The organism is Verrucomicrobium sp. BvORR106, assembly GCF_000739655.1.
In the GTDB taxonomy this organism is placed as follows: Bacteria; Verrucomicrobiota; Verrucomicrobiia; order Verrucomicrobiales; family Verrucomicrobiaceae; genus Verrucomicrobium.
Genome location: NZ_BATR01000181.1, coordinates 48313 through 65254, shown reverse-complemented (window position 1 = coordinate 65254; position 16942 = coordinate 48313). Strand labels below are relative to the sequence as shown.

The following is a 16942-nucleotide window of genomic DNA, read 5'->3' as shown; positions in this document are numbered from 1 at the left end:
CCCAACGCGACAAAAACATCACTCGCCTTGCCCCCTTTCTTGCTATCGTGTTCTGCGCATGAGTTCTCCTACCCCACGGCACTATGACGTTCTGATTCTTGGCGGCGGCTTCGCGGGGGTGTACTGCGCCCAGCGGCTCGTCAAAAAGCTAAAGGGGACGGGTAAAACCGTGGGAGTCATCGCACGGGAGAACCACATGGTCTTCCAGCCGATGCTGCCTGAGGTGGTGGGTGGCTCGCTGGCCCCCCGGCACGTGGTGAACCCCATCCGCCTCATCTGCAAGGGAGCCGATGTCTTCCGTGGCCTGGTGAAATCCGTGAATCTGGCGGGAAAACGGCTCACCTTGGACGGTGGCGTCACCGCCGGCACGGTGGAGTTCACGTTTGACCACATTGTCTTTTCCCTGGGGGCGGAGGTGGATCTGTCTCGCATCCCCGGGATGAGCGAGCACGCTTATCTGGTGCGGAACTGTGGTGATGCCATGAAGCTGCGGGCGACCATCATCAGCCGGATGGAGGAGGCCAACTTGATCTCGGATGCCGCAGTACGCCGCCGACTGCTGAGCTTTATTGTGGTGGGTGGCGGATATTCTGGGGTGGAGACGGCCGGACAGATGATCGACCTGCTGCGCTCCATGTGCCGGTTTTATGAGCAGGTAACGCCAGAGGACTACAGTGTCACGCTGGTGCACAGCGGGGAGAAAGTGTTGCCCATGCTCTCGGCGAAGCTGGCGGACTACACCGGCACCCAGCTCCAGAACATGGGGGTGAAGATCCTCTTCAAAGCCCGGGTGAAGGCGGCCACGGCGCGCACGGTCATCTTGGACGATGGGAGGAAGATAGATGCCTACACGGTGGTCTGCACCGTGGGGAATGCCCCTCACCCGCAGATTCTGGCCCTCGGGGCAACGGGGGACCTGCCTCTGGAAAAAGGCCATGTCGTGGTGGAGGCCACCGGCCAGGTGAAGGGGAAAACGCATGTGTGGGCAGCGGGAGATTGCGCCTCCTTCCCCAAAGCCGGCGGCGGCAAGTGCCCGGAGACGGCACAGTTTGCCTATCGTCAGGGCCTTTTGGTAGGGGACAACATCGTGGCCAGCCTGCAAGGGCGGGCGCTCACCCCGTTCGCTTTTACTGGGCTGGGGGAACTGGCTTCCATTGGTCACCAGAAGGCGGTGGCGGAGATTTTCGGCTGGCACTTCTCCGGAATCATTGCCTGGTTCATGTGGCGGACCATCTATCTGATGAAACTCCCAGGGCTGGATCGCAAGCTCAGGGTGATGTCGGAGTGGACCTTTGACCTCTTCTTCCCGCGCGATATCAACCTTCTCACTCCGCAGTACTCCTCGCCCATGGAGGAAATGCACCTGGAGACCGGGGACCCCTTGTTCCATCGGGGAGAACCGGCCTTCTCCTTTTACGCGGTGAAGAATGGGAGGGTGGACATCACCGATGAGAATGGCGAGGTCGTGAAGTCTGCGGTGGCGGGTGATCACTTTGGCGAGCGGGCCTTGTTGGAAGATCACATCTGGCGCTACACGGCGACGGCCAAGGAACCGAGCACGCTGGTGGCCATTGATGAACGCACCTTCCAGAAGCTGGTCAGTTCGATCGGCTCCCTCAGCACGCTCTTCCGCCGCACGGCAGAGACCTATGACAGTGCGCAGGAGATTGAGCACGTCATGGCCAAGCTGCCCCAGCGGGCACGCAGCGGCACGGCCGGGGATCTGATGGTGCGTCAGCTGGCCTCCCTGAATGAGGATGATCGCCTGGACAAAGCGTTGGACCTCTTTCACCGGGAGCGGCACAGCACCTATCCGGTGCTGGATGCGGAGGGACGGGTGCGTGGGCTGTTGCGCCGGGCCGACTGCTACGAATGGCTGAAGCACAATGCCATGGATCCGGGCACGCTCGTGAAGGATCTGCCGATCAAGCGGGCCATGGTGATCGCCACTCACATGCCGCTGCCGGAAGTGTTTGAGCTCATGATTCGCACGGGGGCGAGCAAGGCCGTGGTGTGTGATGCGGATCAGAAGCTGGTGGGTATGCTCACCCTCTATGACCTGCTCACCGCTCCCACCGAGGCCGCCCCATCCCCGGAGGAGCTGGCGGCCGTGCCTGCGATGTAGCTTGCCTTCCCCGGCTGGGTGACTAATGGGTGTCTGACCGCCTAAGCCGGGCTGCACCCGGCCCGGCGTTTGTTTCAACCGCTTTCCGAATGCCCGCGACGCTCGCCTACTACCTTCACGATCTTAATCCAGAAGTCATCCGCTTCAGCAAGAGCCTGGCCATCCATTGGTACGGGCTGGCGTACGTGCTGGGGTTCTACTGCTGCTACCTGGTGATGGTGCGGCTGGTCCGCCGGGGGTATGGGAAGCTGAAGGCGGAGCAGGTGGGGGACTTCATCACCTATGCGGCGCTGTTCGGCGTCGTGCTGGGGGGGCGTCTGGGGTACATGCTGCTCTACAATTTCGGCGAGTTCATCCGCAACCCCCTGATCATTTTCAAGCTGTGGGACGGCGGCATGGCCAGCCATGGTGGCATTGCGGGACTGGCTTTGTTCACCCTCTACTGGTCGTGGCGACACAAGATCTCCTGGACCGGCCTGGGGGACAACCTCGTGGTCGGTGCTCCGCTGGGTATCCTGTTCGGCCGCATCGCGAACTTCATCAACGGCGAGCTCTACGGTCGGCCCACGGACGTGGCCTGGGCCATGAAATTCCCCACCGAGCTTCATCAGATGGACATCCGCCCCTCCGACTGGGGCATCCAGGCTCCGGGAGACGTGTTTCCCCAGCACAGCCCGGACATCATCGCCCTGGTGAAGCAGGTGCCCGATGGGATGCAAAAGCTGGAAGCCGCCCTGCATCCGGTCCACCCATCCCAGTTGTATGAAGGTTTCGCAGAAGGTGCTTTCCTCTTCACGGTGCTGTTCCTGATCCGCACCCGGGTGAAGAATCTTCCCTTCGGCGTGCTGACCGGCATCTTCTTCATCCTCTACGCGGTGGCCCGCATCGTTTGTGAGAACTTCCGGGAGCCAGACTCCAGCCTCATCATGGGCATCACCAAGGGGCAGTTCTATTCCACGTTCATGATTCTGATTGGGGCGGCATTCATCGCTTGGGCCTACTTCGTGAACCGCAAGAAGATGCCGACTCAGTGACCTCCGCCCGTGGGGGCGAAGTTTGAGGTTTGAATTTTGAAGTTTTGCGAAGGCGTCGGGTCTCATGCTAGCATGTCTGCCATGATCCCCCGACGCCTCTTTGCGGTTGCTGCTGCCGCCATCCCCTTGCTTCCGGCGCTGCTGACGGCAGAACCTGCGGCGAAGTCGGCTCCTGCGGCCGGGGCGCCACCCGCAGCCCAGGTGAAACCGGCGGTCCCGGAGCCAGTTGGGACGGACTTCGTCCGTTTCGTGGAAGACGATGCCGGAGCTCGCTTGCAGACGGGCATCGCTTCCTATCGGAACAAAGAAGGCGTGGTGGTGGACCTGATTGGGGCCATCCATGTGGCGGACGAAGCCTACTTCAAGAAGCTCAATGAGGCGTTCAAGGGGTACGAGGTCGTTCTCTATGAGATGGTGGGAGGTCCCATCAGCCAGAGAGAGCGTCGTGAGCTGGCTGCGGAAAAGGCCCGGCAGAAGCCGCAGAATCTGACAAAGAAGCCTGAGGCCGAGGTGGCCGCACCTCCAAAAGCCGCGCCAACACCTGAGGAAAAGAAAGATCCCACCCCCAAGTCGGCCTCCACTGCCCGCAGTGTTGAGGAGCGTGTCGCTGACCTGGAGGCCTACATGAAGGGCAAAACTGGGCTCACGCCTGAGGAGGACGCTTATGAGGCCGAAGAAGAGGCCGCAGCAGGCAAGCTCTCCTGGCTTCATAATCTGCATGCCACCATTCAGAACACCCTGGCCCTCGCGGGACAGCTCGATGTCATCGACTACCACGCGGCCAATTTCGTCCATGCAGACATGAGTCTGGCGGAGTTCGCCGCCATGCAGAACCAGCGTAATGAGGGATTCATTGCCCTCTGGCTCAAGGCCGTGCAGGTGCAGATGAACCAGCCGCAGTTGAATGCCAATCAGCCGGGCTTGCTCAAGATTCTGGAGATCCTCTGCCGCAAGGACAGCGCCACGGAGCTCAAGCGTCTTTTTGGTCGCACGTTCGACAGTGTGGAGACGGTCATGACCGGCATGGAGTCTGGCGACGGCACCGTGATCGTCTCAGAGCGGAACAAGGTGGCGCTTCGCGTCTTGCAGCAACAGATCAAGGCAGGGAAGCAGCATCTCGCCATCTTCTATGGGGCGGCCCACCTCCCTGATATGGAAAAGCGGCTGCTGGCGATGGGGTTCACCCTGCAGAAGGATGAGTGGGTGACCGCCTGGGACCTGCCACCACCGCCGCCCCCGGTGGAGGCGACGGGCACAAAGCCCAAAGACGAGCGACAGAATCCCTGATGTGCCTCGTTCCCAAGGGCGGCAAGATATTGCTGCTGCCCAGACCCCCCACACTGACATTACTTGTTCATGGCTGTCGTTCCCCTGTCTCTGTCCCGCTGCATCCTTGGTCTCCTTTCATTGAGCGTTCTGCCCCTGGGAACCCATTGTTCACCCTCCTCCAAGCCGCCGACAGGGCCGCGCAACACCTCCAAGACTCCGCCTGGGGAAACTCCGGCAGGCATGGTCTGGATCCCTGGGGGCGAAGCGCTCATGGGAGACAACGTGCGGCGGGAGGAAAGCCCCGTGCATGAGATCGCCGTGGACGGCTTCTGGATGGATGCGCATGAGGTGACCAACGCCCAGTTCGAGGAATTTGTGAAAGCCACGGGGTACGTCACCACGGCTGAGCGAGTCCCAAAGGTGGAGGACTTCCCGGAACGGTTGCGGCCCATGATCAAGGCGGATCAACTTAAGCCAGGAGCGGTGGTTTTCACCCCGCCTGCTGTGGCTCCGCCCAATCTCGATAATTTCCTGGAATGGTGGCGCTATATTCACGGGGCCGACTGGAGGCATCCAGAGGGGCCCAACTCCAGCATCAAGGAACGTATGAACCACCCAGTGGTCTGTGTGTCATGGAAGGATGCCGAGGCCTACGCCAAGTGGGCGGGCAAACGTCTGCCCACCGAGGCTGAGTGGGAGTATGCGGCGCGTGGTGGAGTGGGGCCGACCAAGCGGAACACCTTCACCTGGGGTGAAAATGGCGAGCAGCGGGTGAAGATGGCCAACACCTGGACGGGCTCCTTCCCCGTGGAGGATCGTGCCGTGGATGGCTTCAAAGGAACCGCTCCGGTGAAGAGTTTCCCGCCCAATGAATTTGGCCTCTACGACATGGCCGGGAACGTCTGGGAATTCGTCGCTGACTGGTTCCACCCGGACTACTTCCGCAACAGCCCGAAGCTCAACCCTCCTGGTCCTACCGCAGGGTATGATCCCAATGAGCCAGATCTCCCCAAGAAGGTGATCAAAGGCGGATCCTTCCTGTGCAGCCCTCTTTACTGCACCGGCTACCGGCCTGGATCGAGGATGTTCAATGACCCCGACAGCAGCGCGGATCACACGGGTTTCAGGTGTGTGAAGAATTAGCGAAGGGTTAGGGGGTAGATGTTTGTCAAGCTTCCAGCGAGTCTACTTTGGGTTACGGGATGAGGAAATGCTGCTCCGAAGGAGTTGCGGCGGTCTGTCTCTTGCTGGTCACTTCCGCCTCCGCCTCCGCCTCATGACCACTCCCGCGAGCCCGCATACCACCAATAACATGCGACCCGGCTCCGGCGTCTGCGCCAGACTCACCCAATCCGTCGCAATCCGCACTTCATCAAAACTTGCAACCGTCGTGGTCTGGCTGCCATTGGCAAATCCAGAGCCCATGCGGATGCCGTTGAAGCCGTTGGCAAAGTAGTCTCCGGTTGATGTGAAATATCCTGACGTGGGCTCTGCGCCAAACAGGTCCGGATTCACGAACAACGTGGCGCGGTCATTGATGCCGCTCTGGTCAAACTCCACCTTCAGGACGAGTTGCGTCATTCCAGAAACTGTCGGCCGGGACGCAGTCGTGGAGTTGAGATTCAGCGCGCCAAACGCCCCCCACAAGGAGCCGGCTCCAGACTGCCCAAGGTAAGCTTTCTCTGAGCTCCCATCCATGAGGGAGATGGCGATGAACCGGGATCCATCATTGACGTTGTCCACGAGAAAACTGAAGTAGACCGTGCCGCTGCTGATCCGGTCAAATGATCTCACCCCATAGATGCCATTGCCCGCCGTGCTGGTGGTCGGGTGGCTCGGCGTTGAGGTGATACCGCTGGTAGACACCAGCACCGTGCCATCGCCTCCCGTTGTCGTCTGCTGAATGCTCCAGGCCGAGGAGAAGCCCGCCCCGCCATTCAGAGTGGCCAGACTGGAGCCGACTGTGTAGTCAAACGAGTCATAGGCCACCAGAATGGCCGAGGCAGACGTCGCCGTGGCGTGCAACGCCAATCCGGCAAGGAATGCCCACCCTGCCCGTGGAAAAAGGGCTCGGAGGGAAAAGTTGAAGGGGAAGCGCATGGCCTATTCCTGAAGGACAGGGTGGGCAATGCCAAGACCGGATGCTGACGGGAAGAGGGAATGGCCGCATCAGGGTAGCGCGATGATCGGAATAGAACATTTTTCCGGGGCAGAGCTCCCGTCACGGAGTCGAAGTGCCGCGTTTACGCGGCGCATTTGATTTTGAATGCGGGCGTTGCATAGGCGCAATTGCAGCTGCCTGCACCATGCCGAAAATCGAAGCTCGGGTAGAAGTGGCGTTGCGAGTTGAGCTATGTCAAAATGGAAGAACATCTCATAACATGATTAAGTCGCTAAGTGCGAGTCCTCCGATGCGCTGATCATGATAGATGGAGGCTACATGGGAACTTGTCTTTTTTAGATCTCCTAATGTCTCAAAATACCGATCAATCCATGAGTCTGTGATCGGATTTCCATGAAAATCCAATCGTGACTGAATTTGAAAACAGAGCCATGCGAAGCAGATTTTCGCATCAATGCGACTCGCGTTGTAGAGAGTGGTGATCTGATCTTAATCTTGGGAATGGTGTGGAAGGTCAAGCGCAGAGACTGGTCAATGGGCTAGTCTGCTTGTGGATCTAAGTAGATGTTCCATGGCGAAAATGATCTTGCAGTGGAGGTTGGAAAATTTGTAATGATAGCTAAAGACAAATAATAAAAAGAATGAACCCCTCGCGAAGCCACGCGCATGTGGCATCTACGACGCTGTACAAAATGCGCCGAAGCCGTATAGGTCGGATCCTGTTGCTAGGAGCCGGATTGTTGACTATATTGGGGCCAACTTTCGTGGTGTTGGGAAATTGGAGTGACACAGATTCCGACAGTCAGAACGACACTTGGACGGATCCTACTACGAGTGTCGTAACGACGTTGGCGGACATGAATATCGCCGGCGCTGACGCTGATGGGGACGGAGCCACGAATAATGAAGAGTCGGTAGCGGGGAGTAATCCCTTCAAATACGACACGGACATGGACGGGATCAGTGATGGAGATGAGATCCATCTGACGTCTACGAGCCCCCTGAACTGGGATTCTGATTCCGATGACATAAGCGACTACGACGATTTTCGCGGATTCAGTGGTGTCACCTATCCAGGCGGAGTGCTGCCATCGATCCCGGGAAGCTCTTATTCTGACTATGATGGAGATGGGGTGAAAAATCCCGACGATCCATTTGTATCTGATCCAACAAACTACAGTAGTGTTAATGAAATCACTTGGGGGGGCGACGTAGTGGGGGACGCGGATGGTGACGGCAGGCTGAACTATGAAGACCCACGCCCCTACGATGCGGACGAAGACGGTATAGACGATTCAGAGGATCCGTTTCCCAATGATTGGAGCAACTACAGTCCCGTAAACGGTGTTGCGTGGGAGTACTATGTATTTGAGGACTGGGATTTCGATGGCATCCTCAACTATCAGGATTCGCATCCTTATGACCATGAAAGCACTGGCGATCTGGACAGCGATGGACTTGCCAATGCCGTGGATCCTGCTCCGGAAGACGCCACCAACTACAGTGCGATCAACGGTGTGGCCTGGTACGGTGACGCCTTGAATCACTTTGATTCTGACGGCATTGCCAATTGGTACGACGCCTGGCCCTACGACACTACCAATGGCGATGGAAGTATCGATGTCGATGGAGATGGCATTTCCCTCTACGAGGAGAACCTCTTCGGCACCAGTGATTCTGACGTGGACTCGGATGACGACGGTCTGACTGACTACGAAGAACTGCGCATCTACTACACCTCGCCTACCGATCCCTATGCGCTGAGCAGGAACTTGGGGTGGGGGGAGCTCTATCTGGACTACGTGCTGGTTGATCTGACGGACACAGACAGCGATGGCCTGCCGGACAGGGTGGAGTCGCACTACGGATTGAACCCTGCAAATGCCCTGGATGCCCTGGGTGACCTGGATGGCAACGGTTTGACCAACCTGGACCAGTACGATTTGGGAATGCTCCTAAATGGAGATCTCCTGGCTTATGACGCGGATGGGGACGGCATGTCAGATGTGTTTGAAATTTTCCACGAGCTCAATCCTCAGGATCCGTCGGACGCGCTTGCCGACCCGGATGGAGACGGCGTGTTGAACTTTGAGGAGAAGAGGCTGAGCACCTCCCCGCATAATGCCAATTCACGCGGGGCTGGGATTTACGGGGATCTTCAGCTTCTGATGGCCGCTTATCTGTATCCCGCCGGCAACGCTCCCAGTGAGGATCTCAACGCCAACAACTGTCCTGACTGGGCGGAGGCCGCCCTGACTGGCTCGAGTGTCCGCTTTGTGGCCGTGGAGCCGGGGGACCTGGACGGAGATGGTATGCCCGATGACTGGGAGTTTGTGCACGGACGCTGGAAGTATCCATCAAACGGTCTGGATCTACGCATCAATGATGGAGCAGTGGATGCGGACCAAGATGGGGTTCCCAACCTATACGAGTACCTCATGGGCACACATCCTCTGATTGCTGACAGTGATCAGGATGGCATAGAGGATGGTGACGAAGACGCCGATGGTGATGGGTTGACCAACCGGGCTGAATTGGAGCTGGGTTTCGACCCGACGCTGGTGGATTCTGACCAGGATGGGATTCAAGACGGCTATTCAGTTCCTCCTAACGACACTGATCGCGACGGCCTCTCAAATGCCCAGGAGACGGTATTGGGAAGGAATCTGCAATGGAAAGACCATCCGGCTGTGGGGCTGAGCTCTTCCGCAGTGACCTTCCCTTAGAGCCGATCGTCGACGTGCCCTATCTGTATCTGTGCAATAATCTTGCCCCTCATTCTACTCCCATGCCTTTCATGATCCGACGAGTGTTTTCTAATTTTGGTTGGACGCTGTCTGTTTTGTTTGCTGGTGCCATGCTTCTCGCCAGCAACTGTTCGGCACAAACGCCAGAGGCGGTGCTCTGCGCGGTGCAGGAGCGGCGTTTGATGGTGGAGGTGAGGGACCGGGTGATATCGGAGATGGAAAATGAAGTTTACTACGAAACTAGCGATGATGTTCCCGCCATCGAGGCAGCAGATCTGATTGTATGGCCTGATGGTATGGAGTCCTTTCCTCAAGCGGGTGCTCTCGATTCAGTGCCAAAGATCGTCAAGGCCCTGAATGTGGCTGCCGGGGAGTTTTACCACAATCTGCAACGCAATTATCAACAGGTGGATGTGGAATCCACCAAGATCCCGGCCAATCCGCCTCAAATGGCGCTTCCTCCCATCGGAAGATTTACCGAGGAAAACTGGCGGACAAAGTTGGTCAAGTTTGCGTCCGATGTGGAGCAGTTGAAGACACTGCAATGGCCGGTTCAGAAAAGCGTTACCACGGGGAATAGGCGATGGTATAATAGTGAGGCACCCGGGTCGCCCGAAGGCGAGTGGGTGAGGGATCTGCCGCTCGATGCAACTCTAACTTCGCCGGTGGTCATCGAGAGTACCAGTGGCGATCAAGAAGAGTATTGCTCAATGGGGATTGCTCGGGAGATATCGTATATGTATCCCATGCCGGTCTTCAAATGGATGCCGGAAGTTTGGGGGCTCCAATTCACCAATTGGGTGGAGGGTGGGATAAGATCTAATTTGGAGTTCGCATCGGGCATTAAGACCCATTGTCATCCGGAACTATGGACTCAAGTGGCGCATGCTCCGACAACGTCGGAGATCAAAGGGCGATTGGGATTCTATCGTGGAGGATTCGGTGGAGCAGACTACACCCGACCGGGGCCTGAAATTGGCAGCCTGAATGACCGCATGCGGAAAGCATGGCCACTGTTTGAAATCAATCAACTCCAGCGGAAAAGTCTCATCGAGATCGCAACGGACGGTCAGTACTCAGTCGGCTCGTTCGCAGTGGGCGCGGGTGCTGGCATCGACGCAGAATACAACGCCATGGCGAATTGGATGGGGGTGCCAGCGCTCACGGTGAATGGCCAGATGGTGCCTGAAAGTGAGCCTTGGATTGTTAATATCTATAACATAGACAACACTGATCCGGAGAATGTAGCTGAATCCTATCCCGTACTTAATATTGAAGAATATTCACCCGAGAAGCGCAATAAGGGGATGGTGGTGCCTGATACCAGTCGACTACTTCCACCCTCACAAACCCAGTATCTTACTCTTGAGGCCAGCTTTTTCTACGCCCCCAAGTTCACGGCCCTCACCAGTGAAGCCGCACGGAAGACTGCGCACACCCAAGTGGCCAGTGCAAGTGAGGTGGAATTGTTGCCTGGAATGGATCTCTTCCGGATTCACCTGGGTAAGGGCCATTCCGACAAAAACCAAGTTGCTTCGCTCATCTCCCGGCGAGACGGATTCGGTAGTGTGGAATTCATCGGTTCCCCCTTTGCGTTCGAGTTGCTCTACGAGATGAGTCCGCCCAAATATCAGGATCAAGTGATTGATCCTGCGGGCACTCCCAAAGGTTCTTTTGACTACGATGAGGGAGATGAATTCAGTTCCTCCCAACTGGAGAAGTCTGGCTGGGAGAGTCGGGCAGGGTATTTGGAAAAGTGGCAGGAGCCTCGTCTGCGTCAAGTTCGCGGGGGGGATGTGCTGGTGGAGGTTGCCTATCTCCGGAGCTATCACAAGGAGGTTAAGTTTTATTGGCTGGCGGATGTGCCTGCCAAAGGGGAAGATGGCTTTTTTGACATGAGTGAAAAGACGCCGTTCAAGACGGTGGTCGTCTCTAATCCTCAAGCTCCTTCCGGGGCACCGGGGCTGCCTTCGGAAAAGGGCAAACTCAGAGTGGTGGAAGACAATGCTGTGTTTCATGACTTCGAAGTGGATGGAGTGTTCTTTCTCGGAGACCTGTATCCTCTCTCCTTCCAGAGCATGACGAAAAGTGGTGCCTCTGCCCCGGCTTACTTGACGCGTGCAATTTCGATGGCTGCAGACATGCCTGTAGGGATGACCACCTGGCAAATGGAGAGTGAAGTTGCCGGTGTGACGTCATCTGTCACCATGGTGTGTCCCAATGGCTTCAGCCCGCATACCACGGATAATCCCGTGTCAGTGAGCACGGTGATGACCTCCGGAGGAGTGAGCCGGAGCATCGCTTGTCAGTGGACGGACACGTCGTCAGAGCCATGGAAATGGAAACCCAGCAAGGTGACATGGACAGGGCCTGATGACTGGAGTGCCAGCGGCTCGGAGGTCACCTTTGACTCATTCGGCCTGCCTGCGGTGGAAAAGTCCCTGGTCTTTGGGAAACAACATCAACGCACCCACACCTGGGCTTCTGGCGCGCGCGCGACTGTGTCTACTCTGGGAGGGCAGCAGTATTCTTCACATACGGCGACCTATGCCTCCGGTCTGCTGGGATTGAGCGTGGTGGTGGACGGCGCTACGACAAGCTACACATTTGCTGGACCGGCAAGTGACACGCCCTGGGAGTTGACCGAGGTGGTCAGCCCGGGAGACTACCACCAGAAATTCAGCCGGTCCTGGGACAATGGAGATCAAGTCTTCACGGAGGAGCAAGGCTGGACCTCCGCCTTGCTCGGCGGCACTGCAACAATCACAAAGCTTAACGCTCTGGGTGGTCTCAAAGAGCAGAAAGTCTCCACCACCACTTCTACTCCACAGCTGTTGAGTCGGGTTCTAGGAGATGATCACAGTGCCTGGGGGCAGCCAAGGCAGCTTAAAACGTATCGGGGCGGTACCGGAGACGTGACAGTGGACACCCTGACGTATCGCACTGCTCCAGGGGCTGCCTATGGCGCAGTTGACAAGCTGGTGGATCCCTGGGGGGTGACTCGGGAAGTGACCGCGCGGGATTGGCTGGGAAGACCTACCGCGGTCGGTTCCGGCTTTGACTCGTTGACGATGAACTACAGCAATCCGCTGCAACCTGCGGTTTCCGGGGCGGATGGGGCGGTCTCCACCCAGTACTCCCCTTTCGGGGATGTGCTCAAGCTCAAGGATACACGAGGTGGTGGAATGGAGATGAACCTCACACCGGGATCAGCCTCCCTCACCGTTGATGGGCGTTCCGCAGCCCTTGAGCTCAGCGATGCGGGGGAATTTCAGGGGGTGCGAAGCGGTATCGGATCCCGAGGGCATCGACAGGATGTCAGTGCGGTAAACGGAGGGCTGTGCATCACGACCAGAGGGTTGAGCCAGGACAACACTCCGGGAGCCCTTGTAAAGGAGTTCTACGATCCACGAGGTCGTCTAATACGTCGCGAAACGCCCGCCGCCTCCGGTGGCGTGTTGGTGGGGAAGTGGGAGTATCACGATGCCGGGAGGTGGGTGAAATACACACCTCCCGGAGAAGGCGCGAGCCTCAAGCCGGTGACCCGCACCTTGGTCCCGTTGAATGGCGGCATCAAGATGGATGTGGCAGAAGGGGGGCTGGTCAAGGCCAGCTCCACCAACAAGGTGGAGGGGGGCAAGCTGGTCTCCATCCAGGAGTTGTACGACGACAGCAGCACGGGCGCTGCCGCCTTGGTCCCGGTCATCCGTACAGAGACTGATCCCGCAACTGGGGTCACCAAGACCCTGCCATGGGGAATTGAAGCGGCCTCCGTAACCTCCACAGCGGGCGCTCCCGCAGTGAGCAGTTCCATTGAAAGCACCGCGAATGGTACCGATGACAAGCATGAAGTGGTCTCTACCAAAGGGCGTCCAACTCGTGTGTACGGGAAGCGTCAAGGCGTGGACTACGACCTTAGTCTGAACTATGAACATGACCGCCTGATCAAGATCTCGGGCACGATGGGGGGGCGTGCCGCGGAACTGCACTTCAATGCCAAAGGCGAGGTCTCCCGGGCCAAAGGGCCTGGCTATGACAAGACCTTCCAGCTGAATGGGGCACCAGGATTCAATCTGCAGATTGCAGACTCGGTTCAGGGAACCAACCAAACGTTAAAAGCGAGCTCTGTGGGAGATCTGACGGAGCGCAGTGGGGATGTGAGCGAGCCCCTGGCGGTCCAGACGAATGACCTTTCCAATGGTCTGCGTGAAGCCACCTACAACAGCTCCCTCACCATGAAGTGGGCGGCGGATGGTTCACTGCTGCGCAAAGACTATGCGGGCGGGACCATGGAATCCACCGTCAACACCTATGACGAGGAGAACCTGCTTCAGACCTCAGGCACGGGTTCCGAGCCGGTCACCCTTACGGCAGGAGAGGATGCCCTGACGGAAACCTACTATGGCGACGCGGGTACGGTTGACCGGACCTTTTACAAGGTTGGGCTGTTGAAAACGGTGCGTGGGTCGGATGACCGTCGCGACTTCAAATATGAGCGGTTGCAGCTCTCCGAGGAAAAACACGTGGCTGGCAGCTTTTGGAACGGGGCCATCTTGACCTGGAGCCAGGACGCGCAGGCGAGGAATGGCGGCTACGGCGTGAATCTCCCTGGATCATCGGCGCGGGGCTTTGGGCGTTCGTGGGACGAGTCGGGACGGCCAGCGGGTGCCGGGAGCCAAACCGTCGGTGCCATCTACACCTATGACGAGATCACAGGAGAGTGGGATGGGATGGTCAAGCAGTTGCTGGGGAGCTCCGCCGGTGCCCGGCTTACCACCGTGGTGGAGCGAGACGGCTTGGGCCGTGTGACGGGGTACAACACGACCAACAGCCAGGGGGAGGACTTTCACTACGAATACACCTACAACCAGCGCAACCAACGGACCTCCCGGGTCGCGAGCAATGGTGTGTCCTGGTACAACATTCAGTACGATGATCGCGGGCAGTTCAAAAGTGCTGACATCAGCGACTTGGTTGTGGGTGGTTCGCAATCTCTGGCGTATGCCTATGACGGGCGCAACAACCGGCATGGCACAGGCGGGCCGGTGACCTTTGCCTCCAACGGGGTGGATCAGGTGACGGGACGGGAGCTGTCCTATCGGGGGTACGGCGTGCATGGGGCCGTGGCCCCGGGCAGCACGGTGCGGGTGTTTCATCCGCAGGCCGGGGTGGATGGGGAGGAAATCTATGTGAACCCGGAGACTGGCACTTACGGTGCTTACTGGACTGTGTCGGGGGATTGGGCGGGCACCGGAGTGACCCGGGTGGAGCTGCTGGTACGTGGTTCGAAGGCTGGGGCGGGAATCGCCGGGACGCCTGCCGTGGCGGACAAACAGATGTGGGTGCTGCTGCCGCCCAGCCAGGAAACCTACGAGTATGACGGTGCGGGTCGCATGGTGGGGGATGCCACCTGGGCTTACACATGGAACGGCATGGGTTGTCTGGTGAAGATGGAGCGCAAGGCCGACACTGGTGCGGAATCCAACCTCGCCAGTGAGGTGATCACCTTCAAGTACGATGCCGACCGACGTCGGATCAAGAAGGAGCGGACCTTGACCTACTCTGACAGCACGCCTACGCGGGTGGAGACCAGCAAGATGATCTGGAGTGGCTGGCTTCCCGCCTGTGAGGAGTTGTCAGTGAACGGCGGCACGGCCAGCCGGCGCTGGTTCGTCTGGGGCCGGGATGTCAGCGGGACCTGGGACGGTGCGGGTGGCATCGGTGGTCTGGTGGCCATTGAAGAAGAAGGCGGCCGCCGCCTGCTTGTGGTGGATGACGGACTGGGCAACATCACTGCGCTGATCAACCAGGCCAATGGAGATACGGTGGCGAAGTTCGACTACACCCCCTTTGGGGGAGCTGAAGGCCTCGTCAGGCGACGTCAACGCCTGCCCGTTCCGCTATCAGAGCAAGTACCACGATGCCGAGACAGGGCTGAGTTATTTTGGGTTCAGGTATTACAGCGCGAAGCTGGGACGCTGGATCAGCCGTGATCCGCTTGGGGAAGAGGGTGGGTTTAACTTGTACGGGTATTGCGGGAATGATCCGGTGAATCGGTGGGATTATTTGGGGATGGATTCAAACGGTCCGGTGATCGATGCAATTTGGAATTTCACGCGCGACTTGTGTACGTCCGTTGGTTATCTGACCCTCGATAGCTCGATTATTCCATTTCTATCAGCAAAGGATCTTAGGGTCTCCAATGATCGTCATCGGCAGCGATTGGAGGGGCTTTTTAGAACCGGAATGATGTTGTCACCTACACCGACGCCGCATTACGTCGTCCCCGGGCAAGCTGAGTTTGAGAAGAGATTTCTCAATGACTTTAGTGGCGGGGAGGGAAATACTTTGGCGTATCGCATTACTTATACGACCCTAAATGTTGGTAGTTTCTTTATTGGCGCCGGCGAGACCAAGCCATTCACGGTTGTCAAGGTCGAATCCAAGGTGGCGGGCATAGTCGATGACGCAGTGAGGGCGGTGGCGGCACGTGAGCCCTCGCTTCCTGGCGGGTTCACGGGGCAAATTGCGCCTGGCAACGGATATCCTGGTCGCCCGGGACCATTGTTGGCCCCGATGGATGAGTTCGGGAATATTGGTCCTTATAGCCGTCCGCCAATCGCGAATGCACTCAAGACAGCCCAAGAAGGAAGTGACTGGGTTCGTGTCTATCGGGTGGAGTCTTTGGACAGTCCAGCCAATACCCGTATTGTCTTAAGTGGAGTCGATGGCCTTGGGGCGGGTGGGACAGTCTCAGTTCTGAGTCCAGAAAGGATGTTATTTTTGAATTTTGGTGACAAATCTAGAGCCGTCACATATTGGCTGAGGAAGGTGGCAGATGGAGAATATGCACCTGCAATAAAGTCATTTGAGGTAAACCGGAGATTTTTGGACATCTTGAGAAGGGATGCGGTTAAAGAAAGCCAGGTAAAACAATTTCCTTTGAGTCCCCTAAAAGTTGACCGAGCATTTCCGGACCAATATGGCCTTAGAGCTAGCCACATTGAGGAGATGATGAAGTACGTGAGGCAAAACTCTGGACGATATGACTACCCTTGAAGAGCTTGAACGGTTTGATCACCCCCCTGAAACGGTTGACGGTCTTTCTGCAAAATTTATTGCTTATTGCGATTCCGAATCAGAAGAAAAATTGGCTTATTGTAAAGATGTGTTGACTTGCGTGCTGAAGTTTGGCGGAGATCAGTGGCCTACGGTAGAAGAGTGGACCGCAACGCTGCCTGGTATCTTTATCCAGAGCTTTTCGAGTCCTGTTACAGAGGACGATGATTGGGACTTGGACGGTTGGCTTTACTGGTTTGAGCCAAAAAATCGAACTTGGTATTGGCTCGACGGTCGAGTTCTAAATGATCAATCGTTCGAGATTCTGGTCGAAGTCGAGGGTGCTCCGTTCGCTTGGGGAGCGCTAGAATACCTTATTCGCAGCAGCGGAGCTGTTCACGTGGAGGAAGCAGCTTGTCTCGACTAAACGTGACAACCCATAGCAGGCCGTGGCAACGGATTGGGGTGCAACGAGACAGGCTGAAGTACAATTGTACAGGCTATTAGGAAAGAAAGGATTTGAACACGTCTTCCGGCACCGAGGCTCGGTTTGGTGTGAATCGGGGTCGGGCATATGTAGTCGGTG

At 57.5% G+C, this 16942-nt stretch carries 9 protein-coding genes; 8 read left to right on the top strand and 1 reads right to left on the bottom strand.

All coding sequences use genetic code 11. The annotated features are described in order from the left end of the window. The first annotated feature begins 58 nt into the window (after nucleotides 1-58). The 4 genes from BV106_RS32070 (at nucleotide 59) to BV106_RS32055 (ending at nucleotide 5571) form a co-directional block, all read left to right on the top strand. Complete coding sequence (locus BV106_RS32070) at nucleotides 59-2125, top strand: FAD-dependent oxidoreductase (RefSeq protein ID WP_051946695.1); 2067 nt, start codon at nucleotides 59-61, stop codon at nucleotides 2123-2125. A gap of 89 nt (nucleotides 2126-2214) precedes the next feature. Then, nucleotides 2215-3159: a prolipoprotein diacylglyceryl transferase gene (lgt, locus tag BV106_RS32065; RefSeq protein WP_038171758.1), complete on the top strand. Its 945-nt coding sequence runs from the start codon at nucleotides 2215-2217 to the stop codon at nucleotides 3157-3159. Nucleotides 3160-3240: 81 nt separating this feature from the next. Further along, nucleotides 3241-4446, top strand: coding sequence for a hypothetical protein (locus BV106_RS32060; protein ID WP_265596292.1), 1206 nt, complete (start codon nucleotides 3241-3243; stop codon nucleotides 4444-4446). A 69-nt stretch (nucleotides 4447-4515) separates the two neighbouring features. Continuing rightward, nucleotides 4516-5571 (top strand): formylglycine-generating enzyme family protein, encoded by a 1056-nt coding sequence (locus BV106_RS32055; RefSeq protein ID WP_265596291.1) that lies wholly within the window; start codon nucleotides 4516-4518, stop codon nucleotides 5569-5571. A gap of 108 nt (nucleotides 5572-5679) precedes the next feature. Here BV106_RS32055 and BV106_RS32050 read toward each other — a convergent pair whose 3' ends face one another. Further along, the gene (locus BV106_RS32050; protein WP_038171753.1) at nucleotides 5680-6528 is read right to left on the bottom strand and encodes a PEP-CTERM sorting domain-containing protein; all 849 of its coding nucleotides are present in this window, start codon (nucleotides 6526-6528) and stop codon (nucleotides 5680-5682) included. 879 nt (nucleotides 6529-7407) lie between these two features. Between BV106_RS32050 and BV106_RS32045 the strand changes: the two genes are divergently transcribed. The 4 genes from BV106_RS32045 to BV106_RS32030 all read left to right on the top strand — a co-directional run bounded on the left by BV106_RS32045 (nucleotide 7408) and on the right by BV106_RS32030 (nucleotide 16783). Next, nucleotides 7408-9276 (top strand): hypothetical protein, encoded by a 1869-nt coding sequence (locus BV106_RS32045; protein WP_265596290.1) that lies wholly within the window; start codon nucleotides 7408-7410, stop codon nucleotides 9274-9276. Nucleotides 9277-9407: 131 nt separating this feature from the next. Continuing rightward, a complete protein-coding gene (locus BV106_RS32040) occupies nucleotides 9408-15290 on the top strand; it encodes an RHS repeat protein (RefSeq protein WP_038171751.1) in 5883 nt (1960 codons plus the stop codon). Between the two features lie 79 nt (nucleotides 15291-15369). Further along, nucleotides 15370-16356, top strand: coding sequence for a hypothetical protein (locus BV106_RS39095; protein ID WP_265596289.1), 987 nt, complete (start codon nucleotides 15370-15372; stop codon nucleotides 16354-16356). Continuing rightward, entirely contained in the window at nucleotides 16343-16783 is a 441-nt protein-coding gene (locus tag BV106_RS32030) for a hypothetical protein (RefSeq protein WP_265596288.1), read from the top strand. Before BV106_RS39095 ends, BV106_RS32030 begins: the two co-directional genes overlap by 14 nt. Nucleotides 16784-16942 lie beyond the last annotated feature (159 nt).